Origin of the sequence: Microcoleus sp. T3_A4, from assembly GCF_036700465.1 — a bacterium.
Classification (GTDB): Bacteria; Cyanobacteriota; Cyanobacteriia; order Cyanobacteriales; family Microcoleaceae; genus Microcoleus.
This window is the reverse complement of sequence record NZ_JAUBOY010000067.1, coordinates 14,039-30,810: the sequence shown is the minus strand read 5'-3', so window position 1 is coordinate 30,810 and position 16,772 is coordinate 14,039. Positions and strand designations below refer to the sequence as shown.

The 16,772-nt window shown below is 44.6% G+C and carries 20 protein-coding genes and 1 pseudogene; 6 read left to right on the top strand and 15 right to left on the bottom strand.

Annotated features, from left to right (window positions below):
- Positions 1 to 236: 236 nt before the first annotated feature.
- Complete coding sequence (locus tag QUA07_RS26990) at positions 237 to 1,646, top strand: hypothetical protein (RefSeq protein ID WP_333331490.1); 1,410 nt, start codon at positions 237 to 239, stop codon at positions 1,644 to 1,646.
- A 116-nt stretch (positions 1,647 to 1,762) separates the two neighbouring features.
- Here the strand turns inward: QUA07_RS26990 and QUA07_RS26985 are convergent, their stop codons facing one another.
- The 11 genes and pseudogenes from QUA07_RS26985 to QUA07_RS26935 all read right to left on the bottom strand — a co-directional run bounded on the left by QUA07_RS26985 (position 1,763) and on the right by QUA07_RS26935 (position 9,410).
- The gene (locus tag QUA07_RS26985; RefSeq protein ID WP_333331488.1) at positions 1,763 to 2,746 is read right to left on the bottom strand and encodes a hypothetical protein; all 984 of its coding nucleotides are present in this window, start codon (positions 2,744 to 2,746) and stop codon (positions 1,763 to 1,765) included.
- Positions 2,747 to 2,771: 25 nt separating this feature from the next.
- The gene (locus tag QUA07_RS26980) at positions 2,772 to 2,969 is read right to left on the bottom strand and encodes a DUF433 domain-containing protein (RefSeq protein ID WP_333331485.1); all 198 of its coding nucleotides are present in this window, start codon (positions 2,967 to 2,969) and stop codon (positions 2,772 to 2,774) included.
- A 111-nt stretch (positions 2,970 to 3,080) separates the two neighbouring features.
- Entirely contained in the window at positions 3,081 to 3,758 is a 678-nt protein-coding gene (locus QUA07_RS26975; protein ID WP_333315409.1) for a DUF3226 domain-containing protein, read from the bottom strand.
- A complete protein-coding gene (locus tag QUA07_RS26970; RefSeq protein ID WP_333331482.1) occupies positions 3,755 to 4,879 on the bottom strand; it encodes an AAA family ATPase in 1,125 nt (374 codons plus the stop codon). Before QUA07_RS26970 ends, QUA07_RS26975 begins: the two co-directional genes overlap by 4 nt.
- A 45-nt stretch (positions 4,880 to 4,924) precedes the next feature.
- The gene (locus QUA07_RS26965) at positions 4,925 to 5,542 is read right to left on the bottom strand and encodes a Uma2 family endonuclease (protein WP_333315412.1); all 618 of its coding nucleotides are present in this window, start codon (positions 5,540 to 5,542) and stop codon (positions 4,925 to 4,927) included.
- A 64-nt stretch (positions 5,543 to 5,606) separates the two neighbouring features.
- A complete protein-coding gene (locus tag QUA07_RS26960; RefSeq protein ID WP_333331478.1) occupies positions 5,607 to 6,215 on the bottom strand; it encodes a Uma2 family endonuclease in 609 nt (202 codons plus the stop codon).
- 133 nt (positions 6,216 to 6,348) lie between these two features.
- A complete protein-coding gene (locus QUA07_RS26955; RefSeq protein WP_333251271.1) occupies positions 6,349 to 6,609 on the bottom strand; it encodes a hypothetical protein in 261 nt (86 codons plus the stop codon).
- Positions 6,593 to 6,868 (bottom strand): annotated as a pseudogene (locus QUA07_RS26950) (BrnT family toxin). Before QUA07_RS26950 ends, QUA07_RS26955 begins: the two are co-directional and overlap by 17 nt.
- A gap of 490 nt (positions 6,869 to 7,358) precedes the next feature.
- Positions 7,359 to 7,724, bottom strand: a complete 366-nt coding sequence (locus tag QUA07_RS26945; RefSeq protein ID WP_333331475.1) for a hypothetical protein — start codon at positions 7,722 to 7,724, stop codon at positions 7,359 to 7,361.
- Positions 7,725 to 7,822: 98 nt separating this feature from the next.
- A complete protein-coding gene (locus QUA07_RS26940; protein WP_333331472.1) occupies positions 7,823 to 8,113 on the bottom strand; it encodes a hypothetical protein in 291 nt (96 codons plus the stop codon).
- Positions 8,114 to 8,624: 511 nt separating this feature from the next.
- Positions 8,625 to 9,410 (bottom strand): PspA/IM30 family protein, encoded by a 786-nt coding sequence (locus tag QUA07_RS26935; protein ID WP_333085035.1) that lies wholly within the window; start codon positions 9,408 to 9,410, stop codon positions 8,625 to 8,627.
- 70 nt (positions 9,411 to 9,480) lie between these two features.
- On the opposite strand from QUA07_RS26935, the gene QUA07_RS26930 reads away from it, so the two are divergent.
- Positions 9,481 to 9,657 (top strand): hypothetical protein, encoded by a 177-nt coding sequence (locus QUA07_RS26930; RefSeq protein WP_333331468.1) that lies wholly within the window; start codon positions 9,481 to 9,483, stop codon positions 9,655 to 9,657.
- Positions 9,658 to 9,711: 54 nt separating this feature from the next.
- On the opposite strand, the gene QUA07_RS26925 is transcribed toward QUA07_RS26930, so the two are convergent.
- Together QUA07_RS26925 and QUA07_RS26920 are read right to left on the bottom strand one after the other, a co-directional pair.
- Positions 9,712 to 10,416 carry a PspA/IM30 family protein gene (locus tag QUA07_RS26925; RefSeq protein WP_333085036.1) on the bottom strand — a complete coding sequence of 235 codons (705 nt, stop codon included), beginning with the start codon at positions 10,414 to 10,416 and terminating at the stop codon, positions 9,712 to 9,714.
- A gap of 144 nt (positions 10,417 to 10,560) precedes the next feature.
- The gene (locus QUA07_RS26920) at positions 10,561 to 11,784 is read right to left on the bottom strand and encodes an SPOR domain-containing protein (RefSeq protein ID WP_333331464.1); all 1,224 of its coding nucleotides are present in this window, start codon (positions 11,782 to 11,784) and stop codon (positions 10,561 to 10,563) included.
- A gap of 485 nt (positions 11,785 to 12,269) precedes the next feature.
- Between QUA07_RS26920 and QUA07_RS26915 the strand changes: the two genes are divergently transcribed.
- Positions 12,270 to 12,599: a hypothetical protein gene (locus tag QUA07_RS26915; RefSeq protein ID WP_333331461.1), complete on the top strand. Its 330-nt coding sequence runs from the start codon at positions 12,270 to 12,272 to the stop codon at positions 12,597 to 12,599.
- A 223-nt stretch (positions 12,600 to 12,822) separates the two neighbouring features.
- On the opposite strand, the gene menB is transcribed toward QUA07_RS26915, so the two are convergent.
- Both menB and QUA07_RS26905 read right to left on the bottom strand, forming a co-directional pair.
- Complete coding sequence (menB, locus tag QUA07_RS26910) at positions 12,823 to 13,656, bottom strand: 1,4-dihydroxy-2-naphthoyl-CoA synthase (RefSeq protein WP_333331458.1); 834 nt, start codon at positions 13,654 to 13,656, stop codon at positions 12,823 to 12,825.
- Between the two features lie 306 nt (positions 13,657 to 13,962).
- A complete protein-coding gene (locus QUA07_RS26905) occupies positions 13,963 to 14,559 on the bottom strand; it encodes a TerB family tellurite resistance protein (protein WP_333085039.1) in 597 nt (198 codons plus the stop codon).
- 75 nt (positions 14,560 to 14,634) lie between these two features.
- On the opposite strand from QUA07_RS26905, the gene tadA reads away from it, so the two are divergent.
- From tadA to QUA07_RS26890, 3 genes are all read left to right on the top strand, one after another.
- Positions 14,635 to 15,135, top strand: a complete 501-nt coding sequence (gene tadA, locus QUA07_RS26900; RefSeq protein ID WP_333331455.1) for a tRNA adenosine(34) deaminase TadA — start codon at positions 14,635 to 14,637, stop codon at positions 15,133 to 15,135.
- Between the two features lie 283 nt (positions 15,136 to 15,418).
- Entirely contained in the window at positions 15,419 to 16,147 is a 729-nt protein-coding gene (locus tag QUA07_RS26895) for a lysophospholipid acyltransferase family protein (RefSeq protein ID WP_333331452.1), read from the top strand.
- Positions 16,148 to 16,324: 177 nt separating this feature from the next.
- Positions 16,325 to 16,681: a hypothetical protein gene (locus QUA07_RS26890; RefSeq protein ID WP_333331449.1), complete on the top strand. Its 357-nt coding sequence runs from the start codon at positions 16,325 to 16,327 to the stop codon at positions 16,679 to 16,681.
- The last annotated feature ends 91 nt before the right edge of the window (positions 16,682 to 16,772 follow it).

Here is a 16,772-nt window from a genome sequence, read left to right as displayed (position 1 = left end):
TCTGCCACATCTCTTGATGAGATTATTCGCGCTTATTGTGCAACTTAGTGTCTCATTTTTATTTGAAATAACTATAACACTTTTTCTTGTTAATAAATTTTTAAAAAAAAGGTAAGTGTACACTAAATAACACTTTTATGAATAGCCAAAAATACATTTTTATATTAAATTATGATCAGGAAAGATATAAGGAATATAGTAGAAGTTTATAAGTTATCAAATGCTCTGGAGGAAATATGACACCGTTTAACTGGTTTGCCCAAGACGCCTCTCAAGGAGAGCAGAAACTCACTTCTGGGGATGTGCAGCGGATAGTTGGCGAATTTAATAAATGTTTGCCACGCATTCTGGGGACACCTGAAGTTTTAGAGGGGATAACCTTTGAGGAGGCTATCAGTTATTTCCAGAGCGATCGTCCAGGAACTCCTAATTTAAAAAAAGGAGCAATTATTCGCCAAGAGCATCCCGAAGGGCAAATTTTAGGACAGGTGTTTTTAGACGAAAAGAATAACCTTGTTTGTCATTCAAATGGAATACCTTATGGTCGTCAGTTGATTGCCAAAAAGCTAGATCAAAAATTAACTGATGTCTTGGGCGCTCAAGAATTAGTGACCCTTGAGTTGAAGGCTAAAGAATCTGGTGAATCTCAGATTACTGAAGAACCTACTCAAAAATCGCGGATTGTAAAAGTTTCTAAGATAGTTAGTATCATTATTTGGTCGATTATAATTCTAATTGTATTCATCCCGTTACTGGGACGATTAGTTATGAGTCAGGCTTTAGCGGCAGAATTAACCTCTCATCCCTCCCTAGAAGTTACTCAATCTCTAGTGGCCTTTGGTGGAAGAGACGAAGCTTTCAAAAAAGCTGTGAACAGTGCCAATCAAAGTGCTAAACAATATGCTAACAATGAATTGAATCGGTGGGAAGCTGATTTAATAAATCGAATTGATACGGATTTTTTAAATTGGTATTTTAATTATTTTAATCAGAAACAGCAAGAATTTGGTGTTCTTTTTCAATATATAGGCGAGAATGTTATGAATGGGTTTAATCCGACTATAGTCAATGAAAAGATTGCCAAAAGCATAAATGACAATATTCAAAGAGAATTTTCGAGGAGAGTATTGCAAGCAAATTCAGCAGAGATTAAATTTCATACAATAGTAATTGATACAGCTAATTTTTATATTGAACAATTATCTAAGGAGTTTGATGATGTACCAAAAATGTATACAATTCCCCAATCCGACTGGGCTAAATATTTAGAAGGTATAAATTTTAGGCTACAAAATGAACGAGGAGATGAAGTATCTTTAGTAAGATTTGTAGGTGCTGCTGGAACTGCTAAAATTACGGCTACAATTGCTGCTAAAGCAGGTAGTAAAGCTGTAGCTGCTCTTTCTGCGAAACTAGGAAGTATGATTGAGCCTACCCTTGCCATAGGTTTAATCGCTTGGGATTATTGGGATTATACGCAAGGAGTTAAAGAAGACAAGCCCCGTTTGCGTGAAGATTTAGTCAACTCTTTACATGACATTAAAAAATCTATTTTGAGCGAGCCAGAACATAGTGTAATGTGGGTGGTCAATGAATTAGAGGAACAAATTAAAAACAATGTTTGGCAGGCGAAATTTCCGGCTTAAAAGTTTAGAATTGATATGCTTTCTATCTAGATAGCAGTTTTACGCTGCGTCAGGCAAAATAAATCTCCAATTGGAGAAGAGGACTTGCCATGACGCACTGTTATCTGCACATTTAACTAGCGAGGCCCAGCTTCTATAGCAGAATTAGCTATTTGAACAAGCGTTTCCTCACGCCCATTCTTCATCGTTACTCGATACAAAACGCCTTTATACTGCCATTCAACTAAGGCCGTGCAGGAAGCACCGCAGCCATTGTAAAAAACTCCTTGTGTTCTGCCGGCTAATTGAATAGTTTTAAATTCACTCCTGAATCCTCTAGGGGGTGGTTGGGCTGGTTCTCCACCTCTTTCTGCTGAGATACTCCCGATATAGCAAGGCGTACTGCTGCAATTAGGTATGTGGCCCATGTCAACACTATAGCCATTTGTTTCTACTCGGTTTTTTAAGTAAATTTTTTCTGAGAATGGAAGCTGACTGGGGAGAAAAATTGGTACTCTCGTCTTACCTTCAATCTGCGATAGAATTTCACGAACTGGAAAAGAAATACTCGATCGAGAATTACCACCTTCAGAATTAGCAGACTGAGGGCGAAACCCTTGCACAAAATTCGTCCACCGCTGAATTTTATTACCAGTAATATCTAAAATTGGAATAGAACGAGTCCTCGATATTGGCCGCCCAGCCTCCCCCTGAGAATATTCGATCGCAGTACGCTCTGGTTTCCCTAAACCATAAGTATTAGCAATATCGCTAGCCAACTGACAGTTGATTCTGAATTGCCCCATATCAATTTTACCATTTCCGGCGCGGTAATACCAAGTTCTACCGCCAGCGTTGGGTATCTCCTGACAGTCCAAATATGTCACCTCAAACATCTTCGCAATATGCACGTCATAGAGGCGCAATTGACCCCCATAAGCAGATTTTGTGGTATTGGTTTCTGACACCGTAAGGGTATAAGTTCCTTCCGCGTGTTGTAACCTCATGGGAACTTGTGTTTGAGCGATCGCCCTCGGTATCCCCTGAATTTGGGTTACTGTTCCCCAACTCAAAGTAACAAACCCCAAACTTGTTAGTAATAATTGTTTTGTAACTTTCATTTGTCCCTTAAAAGCTAGAGGATATTTACAGCCTATCTTCAATATAAGTTAAAGCCACGTTAATTTGTTCCTCTGTAAGCTCAAACAATCCCCTGATAAACTTAGGCGGATATTGAGCCGTCACATAGTCCATGATGTCGTAGATGGTGATGCGGGTACCTGCGATCGACAGTCCTCTTTCTGTACGGATGATAGCTGTTTGTTCGTTGGATATGGTTGTCATGCTTATAGCCTCCTAGAAGTTATTTCTATATTACTAGCTGATTACGTGGAATTTTGAGATGAATTAACTCTATTATACTTGGCGACCGCTCTCTGAGGACGATCGCGGGAATTACGCGATCGCTCCTTCCACAAATAAACGTATTAACCAATTAGTGAATTTTACTGCGACATCTGTGTGAGGACGCAAAGCTTGACTTGTAATTGCCTTTCCCAAAGGATAACCAGGTTCATCATGCCAAGCAAGATATGTATGAATCACTGCTTTACTACGATGCACTTCTTTGAATGTGGTTACTTTACTATCCTGTGCCTGTTCAACACATTCTCGTGCAAATGTCAAAGATGCTGGTTCTGCAAGTTCAGCACAAAAGTCTTCTAACATTCCAGAATCTTGATTATTAGGCATCAGCCAAAACCCCAGTTTAGGTTCATCTGAAGAAGGCTCGACTACCGTTCCATCAGCATCAGGTTTGTTCGGTAACGTATAGTTGTAATGTTGTAACTTGCCTTTTATACTTTGCCATCTGCCTTCAAGAGAAGGCTTGTCAGCATCAAGCATAACTCCTATTACTTGAGGAGGATTAGGACGTATAATCAGCGCATTTAGTCGCTTCAAAACCCCGATATCTGAACCGCATTGATAGATACCGAAAGTCTTAGGAACATTATGAGCTTTGCATAAAGCCATCACCACATGGCAATCATTATCTCCTTCAACAAGTAAAACTCTATCTGTATCTTGCTTGCAAACACTATCCTTCTCAGACACCTCGCTGGTATTACTCATCGTACTTCAACATCCATGTCAATAGAATCACTCAGGGTCTCAGATGTATATTCTGTTGCTTTTATCGATTCATTTTTGGCATCCAATCTGAAGAAAGCACCAAGGGTAGGATAGTTATTCCAGGCTTGGTAGAAACCCTTGATACAATCGCGGCTGTGAGTTGTTGCAAAAATTTGAACATTAAGTCTCTCCGATATCTGAAAAACAATATCCCAAACTTTCGGTTGCACGCTCCAGTGCAATCCATTTTCAAATTCATCAATTAATAGAAGTCCGTTTCGAGCATTGACAAGTGCAACAATTATATGAAACAAACGAGTCATACCATCTCCCATGCTCTTGAGAGGTAATGGTTCGTCTATGCCTTTAATTTTTACTAAAGGAACACGGTTGTCACTTGTAGTACCTATACTAACGTCCTCTACAAAAGCGACTCCAGTAACTCGATCGTCAATTAAACGAAGCGCAGAAATAACCTCCGACTCTAAATCTGTCAAGCTCGTTAAATCCCAAAGAGCAGCTAATTTTCGATTAGGCATATTTGCTGTATAAACAATCTGCCACGTGTATTTTAACTCTGATTCCTGCCTTTCATAAAAAATTCTAGAGCTACGTCGAATGTCTCTGATATTTCTATCTAATCTGAAAATTCTTCTAGTTCTTTCGCCTTCTTCTGCTACGAGAAAAACTTCAACATTAGATATATCTTCGTCAAACTCCACATCCGAGATGCGAATTTTCCTGATGGTGCCTTCGTCATCATTTTTATTCTGGTATGCGCCAGCGCCGATCCGGAGTTTTATGTTTGAAGAAACTTCTCCAAGAGAAATCCCATCTCCTCCTATGCTGGGCAATTTATGCCCAAAGAATAGATGCCGCACAGGATTACTGATAAAATTTTGGGAATGTGGCTGAGCTTCGCTAAACCAAGTCTCTTGCCTAGACTCTACAAGCTCAAGCATGACGGTAGCAGAAGCGTTGCTGGCATATAGTTCTACTGCTTCAAGAAATGTACTCTTTCCTGAATTATTCTTGCCAACAATCAGGTTGACACGACCCAGATTTTTAACTTCAAGGTGTTTAAATAGTCTAAAGTTGTGTATCTGAAATGACTCCAGCATACAAGATTCCTATAATTTTTTATAACTAGCTTATATCATATTTGCTTAAAAAGCCAGTTTTTGAAATAACTCGGCAATTGGAAGAGTAAAGCCGGGGACGATTTCTTCCCCATCGAGGGAGTTAACGGACTTGAGCAGGCGATCGGGCTCTTGGGACGATCGATAAACTAACACATACTGTTCTTTAGGATGAATCACCCAGACTAAACGCGCCCCATTCTCGAAATATTCTACGAGTTTGTCGTGAATTTCTGCCACTGTATTGCTAGGAGAAAGGATTTCTACGGCAAGATCCGGCGCACCTTCTAGGAAGCCATCGGGGAGATCATCTAGCCCTTGCAGGCGTTCTTTTGCCATGAAGGAAACATCGGGCGATCGCTTGTTTCCTGATTTCATCTTAAAAGCAGTGCTGGAATCGAAAATTGCGCCTAATTTTCGCGTTGATACGCAGTTAAACAAGGCTGCACTCAAAATAACGGCAACATAACCGTGTTTTGCACCCGAATTTCCCATGTCAATTAGTTCTCCATTCACAATTTCATAGCGGTGTCCATCTCGGTTGAGTGCCATGAATTCGGCATCAGTCCAGATTTTTTTATCTGCTGGTGTTTCAACTTGGTTTTCAGTTAGGTTTGACCTTTGGTTTTGAATTAGAGTAGCCATAGCTTTCTCCTAAACTTATATTTCTCGTTAAATAGAATCCATTTCAGCCTCTTAAAAATCGCCCTTAAAAACTAATGCGGCGGTAGACTTCAGACATCGGAAGTTCTATATTTAAACTGTGCAGGACGATCGCCCGATCGAGCCGATCGCAAACTTGCCATTGCCAGCGATCGCTACTTGGGCGATCGCCATTATAATATTGCTCAATATATGGTTCACCTTGACTAACGAGCAAATATTCACAAAAACTAGCAAGAGAACGATATTTTCTGAACTTTTCACCTCGATCGTAGCCTTCAGTAGAGGGGGAAAGAACCTCGACAATCAGTAAAGGATTGAGAATTTCATCCGTGCGATCGCCATTGAATTCTGGTTCGCCATTGATGACCATCAAATCAGCATAGGTTCCGCACCGATGTTCGGGAATCCAAACCCGCAAATCGCTGTTATACAAGCGAAAATCGGTGTCTCTCAACAAAAAACCCAAGTAAATTAACAAGTTACAGGCGATCGCGCTGTGGACTTCTGAACCTCCTGGCATAGCGATAATCTCTCCGTTACAATATTCGTGACGTTCTTCAGCAGTTTCCTCGATCGCCCGGTATTCATCTGGAGTAAAGCGAGTCTTTGTCGCATCTGGAAGATTTGGCGGGTTGGTTTGAGTTATAACCACGATCGCACCTCCTAAATAATTAGACCTTAAATAATTATGGCTGACAGCTAGATAATTGTCTCAAGCCAGAGGCGATCGCTTTTTGGGCAAATAAATAATATGGGCGATCGCACAATCTCCTGACATCGCCTTCTCAAAGTTGAGATCCTTCGTGGCTCCGCTGCACCGCAGTATTTAACTGCTGGCGCTGTGCAATTTTGATTAACATCCTCAATGCGTCATTCACTGCTGCATCATTAGGAAAAGCTTGGGCAATATCGGGGTCTAAAAGCACCAAGTTTGTCCCTGCACGATATTGCTCAACATACTTGCCTTTAACACCTCCTTTCATCTGAGCAAAGTCATACTCAGCAAGTAATTCGTCTTCCATTTCGTTCTCAATATCCTTCTTCATAAAACCTCTGCTCCTGGCGGGTAGCTTTTCTGGCACTGATGATTCTTACTTTTTCTCCTCGATCGGTGTATGCAACAATTAAAAGTTGTCCCTACCTGGATATACCAATGATAACGTACCTGCTTTCTCCGATGGAATGCTGAGGATCGGGAAAAGTTACAGATAGCGGGTCATTAAATATGCTTGTGGCTTCTTGAAAGGAAACACCATGCTTCTCAACATTTAGTGTCGCTTTGTCTGGATTCCATTCAAATTCCATAAAAAACTCTCCCTGCCTTTTTCCGCTTCGGCTTCACAACCGCTAAATTCTCGCTTTCCTTTTATTTTTAACACTCAATTGCTTAGTAAGCGATGTATAATAATGCAAAGCAAAAAGCAGATTAATTCCAAAAAACACCAAAGTTAAAAGAAATGTAAAAAAAGACGTAAACGACAGCCGGGAAGTCATCGTAAACATCGCCAAAATGATTGAGCAAAGCCCAAAACCGGAAGCAAAAGAACTTAAAAGCAACAACCGCACCTTAGACATAGTTTAATTTAAAGATTATCCGTAAAATGCACTCTTGGCAGCTACAGAGGAGTGCCAAATGATACTTATTACTATATAGCGGAATTGCTCAGTTCCGCCAAGGGCAAAACGACTCTTTTCCTAAAAATGTTTGAATTATACAGAAAAATACAGCCCGCGCTCTTGTAAACTCCTGTTGCTCGACTTAATATCAATCACAGGAATTCCCCAGCCTCCGCGATTATTCCACCTTTCGCCGTACAGTCACCGCAGCCGCAATCCCGCTGACAGCAAAGTATTCGCTTCCAAAACCGCGCTTTCCCTGGGATTCCAAACATTGCCAAAATCCACAAACGCCGTCACCTGCAAAACTCCTTGGTTGTCGCGGGTGCGCTCGCATCGGATACCGCAACTCGGCTGAATCAAAAATCTCGCTATCGGCAAGCATTGTATCCTGACGGTATCCCCGCAATCTGTCTGAGCCCCCTATACCCAATGGTTCGATCGGCAAAAGCTCTGCCCCAGCCAATTCCACATCCGATCGCACCACCAGCAGCCTCTCAGGAACCAACAACCGCACGTACTGCTGTTGACAAGCGAATTTCAAAGGTGGTATCCGCCACGTGATTTATCCGTGGAATCAATCCCAAATCTCAAATCTAAAATCCTCAAGCCCCCAAATTTAAAGGGCTTTGGTGGCGCGGGTTATGGGAGGGGAGCCGGATTTTGCAGCCGCGGGTTGGGAATCGGAAATTCGTGTCTTTTTTCTCCTCGATTCGGCAATTGAGGGAGAGTTTCTGCGGGCTCACTTTGGGTCAATTGATCGAGTTCCGGGATGCTATTTTCTTGCTCTTTACTGCCTCTATCTAATTCTGAACCGGAGTATAAATCACGAAGCCGATCGCGATCGTCTGCTGTTTCTTGATTTAGTTTAAATTGAGATGGTAAATTATCATACGAAATTTGCGCTTGCACCCCTGAGTCGGTAGCAACCATCGACTCGCCAACACTTAGAGCTGATAGCAGTGCGGGGCAAATAGCTGCAATTGAAAAACCAAGTGCTAATGCCTTGAAAAACTTGATTTTACAAAAGCTTCTAGAAAATTGCACGGGCATGACAGATTAGCCATATTTGATAGTTATTTACACTTACGATCGGGCGCGGCCGGCGCAATTGCAAGGAATAAAATTACTCTATCACTTTTGACAGAGTTAATTCCTTAAGTCAATATAAAGATAGTTGACAGCACTCTTATTTTGTGTACTAAATAATTACTGAAAAAACTCTGACCTCCCAAGCTAGCCATCTTGCAAGGAATAAAATTACTCTCTCACTTTTTAAACACTTAATTCCTTAAGTCAATATAAAGATAGTTGACAAAACATATGTTTTGTGTATTCAACAATTGCTGAAAAAAACTCCGACCTCCCAAGCTAGCCCTGTAGGTCGGCGGAGCATTCTATCAAACCTGCGATCTGAGAAATAGGTAAATTTTGATACAGATTACTACATTTTATTGAGCTGCGATCGCAATTCTTCCAACTCAGCGTCAATCACCGGGCTCGACTCCGAGCTACTAGCTGCTGCGGTTTTACCCGCTGCCGGCAATTGACCTTGAGACACAGAACCCCCGGTCAGTTGAGCTTTCATCTGAGCCAACTCGTCGTCAACATCGCCGCCGCTTTCGAGCAAGCGGAACTGTTCCTCTAAATTGCTGCCGCCGGCGGCCAATTCTGCCGAAGCCCCCGCGCGAGCTTCAATCTGCAAAACTTTTTCTTCCATGCGATCAAAAGCCGCCATTGAACTGCCAGTATTCAAAGTGCCAATGGTATTGTTGAGCTGTTCCTGAGCTTTAGCAGCGGATATCCTCGCTTTGAGCATATCCTTCTTAGTCTTAGCTTCGGAAATTTTGCTCTCCAAACCGATCAAGTTGCGCTTGAGACTTTCCACCTGAGCCGATTGCTGATCCAGACTGGCTTTCAGCGTAGCAGCCGTTTCAGCGTGAGACTTTTTGCGAATTAGCGCTTCCCGGGCCAAAGTCTCGTCTCCTTTTTGCAGGGCTAGCTGAGCGCGCTGCTGCCACTGGTTAGACTGAGATTCAGCTTGATTGTACTGAGTCTGGGTGCGCTTTTGAGTGGCGATCGCGCTGGCAACGGCTTGACGCAACTGCACCAAGTCTTCCTGCATATCCGTGACAGACTGTTCTAAAATCTTTTCCGGGTCTTCAGCTTTGTTTACCAGATCGTTAAGATTGGCTTTGACGACTCGGCTAATGCGGTCAAATAATCCCATAATGCTATTTTTCCTGGGTGAGGTGTACGAAGTAGGCGGAAAGCAGGCTTGATAGCCCTAGCCCGCAGTTGTGAAATTCACTCTGGTCAGATTTTTAGTGCGATTTAGTTTTTGGCAATTTTTGCAGACAGATAAATCCAGTTTAAAGCGATCGAGTAATGTGATGCAGGCAAGCTTATTCATGCACCTATATATTGAGTTTAACTTCGATCCGGGAATTCCCCAACAGGCTTCGAGCCATCTCTAGCTAGGCTGTTGAGAAGTTTTTGCTTGTCCCGACTCTTGTTCTGTTGCCTGGGGTTCAGGATGCGGGCGGCTCGCTCGACGGCAATTTGGGTGTATTGTTGCCCGGAAGCATTTGTGCTTTCATCGCCGCCAACTCGGTATCCACATCGTCGGCACCTTCGAGAGAGAGAAACTTCTTTTCTAAATCATTAGTTCCGAGTTCTGCGATTGCTTCGGAGCGAGCTTCTAGCTGCATGACTTTCTCTTCCATCCGTTCAAACGCGCTCAAAGCGCTGCCGGTACTGAGATTGCCCATCATTTCTTGCAGCCTTTCCGACGATGCGGCCGATCGAGCTCGGGCAATGTACATATCTTTTTTAGATTTTGCCTCGGAAATTTTACTTTCGAGCGTCCGCATATTTTCTTTAAGTTTAGTGACAACAGCCGATTGCTGATCCAGACTGGCTTTCATCGCCGTTGCCGTTTCTTGATAAGATTTCTTGCGTGTCAGAGCTTCCCGCGCCAAATTTTCCTCGCCTTTTTGCAAAGCTAGCTGCGCCCGCTGATGCCATTCTGCTGCTGTAGACTCAGCTTGGGAGCACTGGCGTTCAGTGCGTTTTTGAGCTGCAATCGCTCCTGCCACAGCTTGTCTGAGCTGCACTAAATCTTCCTGCATATCCATTACAGCCTGTTCCAGAATTTTTTCTGGGTCTTCGGCCGCCCCGACTAAACTGTTAATATTGGCTCGAATCACTCGCCATAGGCGATCGAATAATCCCATTTTGCCCGTCTCCCGATTTTATTAAATTTTAGATTTAGGACTGGGAATTGACAATTACAAAACCAATTTTGTGTTAGACAAAACATTCATCATTGTCTAGCTTTGTCTAACAATTTAGTTAAAGTTTTTCACCCTTTACCTAATTTATGGTTGATAGTATTGTGGCTTCACCCCTTTTTCTTGGAGTTCTTTCACCAAACGTTCTGCTGAGGCAGGATCGTTCAAAGCCCCCATTTGGATCTTGACACCCTTTGAGAAGTTTCGCACGTAGGCATCGGGAACAGCGGTTCTGGCTTGCTGCAGCGATTTTTCGTCGGTGTAATCGGTGACAACGTAATAGAAACCGTCGGCGGCCCGTGCAGGCCTTCCCAGCGGGGATGCGGCTGCTGGGGATGCGGCTGCTGGGGATGCTGTCGCCGGGGATGTGGCGGCTGGCTGGGCTGGGGAGGGTGTTGGAGGCAGTGTCGGCAGTGTCGGCACTGGCTGGGCGGCGCTGGGGCTGGGAGTGGGAAGCAAAGCTCTACTCAGATTGTTGAGTCCTTGTTCCCTGCCTCTGGCCGGGTTGCCGTCTTCTGTAGGAATCGGCACAGCCCCGCTGGGGCCCGGAGGCGCTGGCGGAGTTGGCGGGATTGATGCTTTTGGTGACGGGGAAGGAATCGGGCTGACTGTCGGCTGGACATTGCTGAGAGTGCTCAAATCTAGCTCGACAAATTCCTTGGATACCAGATTTGGAGCTTTCGGCAGTTCCTTGGTGCTGGTATCTGAGGTGGAATTAGAGGCGGGACTGTCGCTGGGAGAGGGTGAGGTGCGGAGCAAACGGTTCAGGCCGGCCATCTTAACTAGATTTGACGGGTACATGACGGCGTAGCCCAAAGCTGTGCATGACAGCAAAAACAGCAGCATCGAACTCAGTCCCAAGGGAGTTAACAAACTGGCAGCTAAACTGCGTTCTACCGTAGGCTCAGCTTTTGACTCGTCCAAACTTTCGATGAGTTTTTCGCTGGATTCGAGATAATTGTTGGGTGCGAAGGCACTGCTAGATAATTTTGTGCCACCCCTGGTAGTTGCTAGCGGGGCATCGCCCTGAGTGCCGGCAAGGGATAGGGGCAGCGATAGCGGCTGCTGGGTTTCCTCCGCAGTCTCTGGCGCCAAATTTTGGGATAGCTGTTGCTCGGTTGTGGCTGTTTGCTTGCCGGTACGAACTGAGGGCGACACCCACTGTTCGGCGCGCCTCCTGTGCCTTCTGTATGTTGTCAGTTCTGCTTCTAGATTTACATCTAGACTCCCCAGGACTGCTTGCAAAGCAGGCTTGATTGGGGTTGAAGAGGATTGATGATTTGGGGATTCAACCGAAGAACGCTTACTCATTAGCAAAACTCCTACCGCCTCTGAATTAATTTTAATGTTTTGATTGTAGATATAAACAAGAAGCTTGAAAACTTGCCTATTTTATGATTAGCTACTTTTGGCGTCAATGCAACAGGGGCCCGATCGCCTGCTGTCGATCGTCGGCAGCTATTTTTCATTTTCATTTGAAAACTTAATTGTTGCTGTTTCCCGGAGGCTGCTTACCGACACTCTCAGCTACTTTTTGTATCCTGAGCTACCGCTTATTTGTGACCTTTCATACTCCTTGGGTATTTGTACTTTTTCTTGATCCCTAACGCCTTTATAAACTTTTAACCTATGTTTTTACCTATACAATGAGCAACTACCGAGCTAATTGTTTCTATATATAACGAGATTATAAATAAATTATAAAATTTAATTATACTTCGGGGATCGCTACAAACCAGACAGCATAAAGGTTGGGATGCTCTAAAACCTGCTAGCTCTACAAAGGAGAATTAGAGATGAAAATGATTTCCCTAAGAACTTTTATGCAAACCTCATTAACTTCACCTTTAACTTCAGCTTGTGGTCACTGCCGTCACTATACCCCTGAGGGCAGACGCGGGGGTGTTTGCGCTCTACTAAGCGGCCCGGTTCAAAGTCACTGGAAAGCTTGTGCTTTAGCGGTTTCGCCTTTTAGGTCATCTTGGGAAAACATAGAAGAAATTGGAATGTGGCAAGAATCGACTCTGACGCTGCAGGATGCCACCGTCACTCTTTCCGAGCGCCATGCCTGCCAGCTTACAGGCACAACGTTAACCGAAAAATCCCCTGCCGCAGTCTCGGTTTAGTTAGTCGGCAGCAGGATAGGTCATACCATTTTCGATTTTCGATTGGGAAATCACTGATCATTATCATGGTTTGGATCTGACAAAGCAGTTTCATTCTTTTTGGGAACTGGTATCAATAGTCACAATTTGGGACGATCGGGTGCATTTGGCTTTACTAACTCATAAAAATCAGCAACATCTACTTTAATATGAGCGCATAAAAAAAACTGATTTCTCCATCCCGCTATGGCAGCCAAGGATATTGACTAAAATCAGGTTGCCGTTTTTCCAAAAAGGCTTGTTTGCCTTCGGCGCCTTCCTGGGTCATATAGTACAGCAAAGTGGCATTTCCTGCCAGTTCTTGCAAACCAGCTTGACCGTCGCAGTCGGCATTAAAAGCAGATTTCAAACAGCGAATCGCGATCGGACTTTTTTCGAGAATTTCTGCAGCCCACTGAATCCCTTCTAGTTCTAGTTGTTCGACAGGCACGACGCAGTTGACTAAACCCATTTCTAGGGCTTGCTGTGCGCTGTACTGGCGACACAAAAACCAAATTTCTCTGGCTTTTTTCTGGCCGACGACTCTGGCAAGATAGCTAGCTCCGAAACCACCGTCGAAACTGCCGACTTTGGGGCCGGTCTGTCCGAAAATAGCATTGTCAGCAGCGATCGTCAAGTCGCAAATTAAGTGCAGAACGTGACCCCCTCCAATTGCGTAGCCTGCAACTAAAGCAATTACAACTTTGGGCATAGATCGAATCAACTTCTGCAAGTCGAGCACGTTCAACCGGGGTATGCCACCTTCGTCTACATATCCCGCCGAACCCCGCACGCTTTGGTCGCCGCCGGCGCAAAAGGCGTATTTGCCGTCTGTATGAGGCCCCGCACCTGTGAAAAGGACAACGCCGATTTTTGTGTCTTCGCGGGCATCAGTAAAGGCATCGCACAGTTCCTGCACGGTTTTGGGACGGAAAGCGTTCCGTTTGTGAGGTCGATTGATGGTAATTTTGGCGGTGCCACCACTTTTGTGATAGAGAATGTCTTCGTAGATTTTGGCGGTTTGCCATTCAATTTGCATAATCAATCAATTTGAGATTTGAGATTGAGCTGAGTCAATCAAGGCAGCGACAAGTCGCTTTTAGATTTTAGAGGCATTCGGTTCAATGGGATACAAGGGTCGATCGACTCTTGCCCAAAAAATAAAGCGGGACTTAGGCAGAAACCAGGTTTTTCACCAACATACTCCGTGCAGCGCTCTTGGTAGGGGTTAAACAACCCGGTTTTTGAGGGTAAGAGCGCCCAATTCCCATCTCAAATGGACACAGCGTCAAATCCTCGAACTCTTCTCAGGACTTTTACTGCTCCAAAATTTATATGGGCTGGATTATTTGCGGAGTAAAATACTCAGCAAGTGCTTTGCTGCTTTACCAAATACCGGATCGCGGGACTCGAATTCGCTGGGATCGAGTAAAGCTTGAACTTCGGCAAAGGCTTGTGAGTCGAGGGTTCCTTCTTTAGTAAATAAAGTGTCTATGACTGCAATGTGTCTGGAGTCGAGGCCGAGCCGATTTGCGATCGACTGTAAGTACATTTGCTCCCGCATATCTATGTGTCCGTCGGCGGCTGACATTTCGTACCCCGAACCGATAAGCAACAGTTTTTCAGATTCTGAGAACAAAGCTGTCAGGGTTAGCAATTCCGTGGGGTTGAAGTAAACCTGCTGTTTGGAGACTCCTTTGACAAGGCGCTGAATTAGTTCTACCCGATCGCGGTCGCCGCTAGCAAAGGCTTTGAGAGTCTTTTGCAGCCGTTCTTCTTCTTCAACTGCGATCGTCCTGTCAATAATCATCACTCCGCGCAGGATGGAAATCAGAGCAGTCAGAAACACTACCAAAGGAGTGATATCTTGTTCGCGCAGCTTTTGCCGACTAATGCGGCACAACAGCTCAACAATTTCAGTGGTAATCGTAGTGGTGTCCATAATTAAAGACTCTCGATTAAGCTGTAATGTAACTTTCTTTATCGATCTTAAGTTTTTCTGTTACTTAGGTATGACGTGAATTGTAAAGCTGAGCCGTTGTCTATTAGTGATACTACTTATTTTATTCACAAACGCTGGATGACTAGGGCTGTGGAATTGGCACAAGCAGCCGGTGATGCTGGTGAAGTACCCGTTGGTGCTGTGATTGTTGACGGTACTGGCAAATTAATTGCCGAAGCGCAAAATCGGCGAGAGCGAGATTGCGATCCGACTGCTCACGCTGAAATCTTGGCTTTGCGGGCTGCTGGCCAAGTTTTGCAAGACTGGCATCTTAACCAATGCACGCTCTACGTAACGCTGGAACCTTGCCCGATGTGCGCTGGTGCGATCGTCCAAGCTCGGATTGGTCTGCTGGTATACGGAGCAGATGACCCGAAAACTGGCACGATTCGGACTGCGGCTAATATTCCAGATAGCGCGCATTCGTGTCACCGCTTAGAGGTGCTCGGCGGTATTATGGAGTCTGTTTGCCGCGATCAGTTGCTTTCTTGGTTTGAAGCGCGCCGGAAAAATTAACAGGTAAAATTTTTTACTCTCTTCTGGGCGAGGTTTAATCGAAATTGACCCTTTAGCTGAAATAATAGATCCGTAATTGCCCGATCAAGCTTTCCAGGCGGCCGACTGCTCTGTATTAGTGCTGTCCGGTTGGTTGAGGTTTTACCTGTTAGAGATTATCTCTTGCGGGCGCGATCGCCCGCTCGGTACAAGGCCAATAGCAAAAGTGTCCCGACCCAAAAACTAAAGATTTGTCCAATCACTTATTTTAGACTTTGGATCTCCAGAAAGCAGCTTAATTGCTATGCCCCACACCGCCACGATCGCCGTTGAGTCCAGTAAATCATCTCTAGTGAAGCCAATGCCTGCCAAGGTAGCATCTAATACCTCTCGCGTTTCTCCTTGGTTAACCTCCTTGCTCTATCCGCTAGGTCACTATGTTGTCCTACCGTTTCATTTTGGCAAGATTGAGATCACCGGACAGGAGCACTTGCCGAAAGACGGGCCTGTCATCTTAGCCCCTACGCACAGATCCCGGTGGGATGCCCTGATGATGCCCTATTCAACTGGACAGAAGGTGACTGGACGCGATTTGCGGTTTATGGTAACTGCTGATGAGGTCAAAGGAGTGCAAGGTTGGTTCATCAGAAATTTGGGCGGGTTTCCTGTGGATCTCAAGCATCCGGCAATTGGCAGTCTCCGTTATGGGGTGGAACTACTCCTCGACAAGGAAATGTTGGTGATTTTTCCCGAAGGCGGCATTTTTCAGGATGGCGAAGTTCATCCGATTAAGCCGGGATTGGCTCGCTTGGCAATGCAAGCAGAGTTGAGCAAACCGGGTTTGGGGGTAAAAATTGTACCGATGAGTATCCGCTATCGCCCGCGCATTCCTCAATGGGGTGCTCAGGTAAAAATTGCGATCGGTTCTCCGATTTCCGTGGCGGATTATGCCAATGGTGGCGGTGGTAAAAAAGAAGCACGATTGTTGAGTGCCCAGCTCGAAATGGATCTTAAAAAGCTTGATGAAAGTTAGGAAGAAGGAAGAAGGAAGAGGGAAGAAGGAAGAAGGAAGAGGGAAGAAGGAAGAAGGAAGAGGGAAGAGGGAAGAAGGAATTATGATATAATGTTTTAGGGTGCTGTGGAGAGATGCAGCACTTATTTGGCTGCTTTGTTATGTCTGTATTAAGTGTGAGCATTAATGGATTGTGCTTTGAACTTTAAGCCGGGTCAAATTGTCAGTTTAGAATGTGGAGATGCGTGCCTGCATTCTGAGGTTATCCAAGTGGTTGAGGCACGTCAAGTTTGTTGGGTGCGCCCTTTGATGTTAGTTGTATCGGCGCCGGGGAAGGATTCACCGACAGAATACACTTTATCGGATTTGCGAGATGGTGCTGATTTGCTTTGGCCGCTTAGCTTGTTTCGGGCGGCTTTAGATACTGAGGTAATTTCACTGTTGACCGAGTTGCACTCTCTGGATGCTGAAAAAAAGGATGGTGCGATCGCATCTCGGCAACTTAGAGATTTTGTCGATCAAGTTTGGGAAGCTTTTCCGAGTGCTTTTCATTAATCACATATCAGGCGTTTTGTCTATTAGTCCGCCAGGGGTTGAAAACCCCTGTCTAATAGCTAAAGTCCTCTTGCATAGGACTGATACCCTC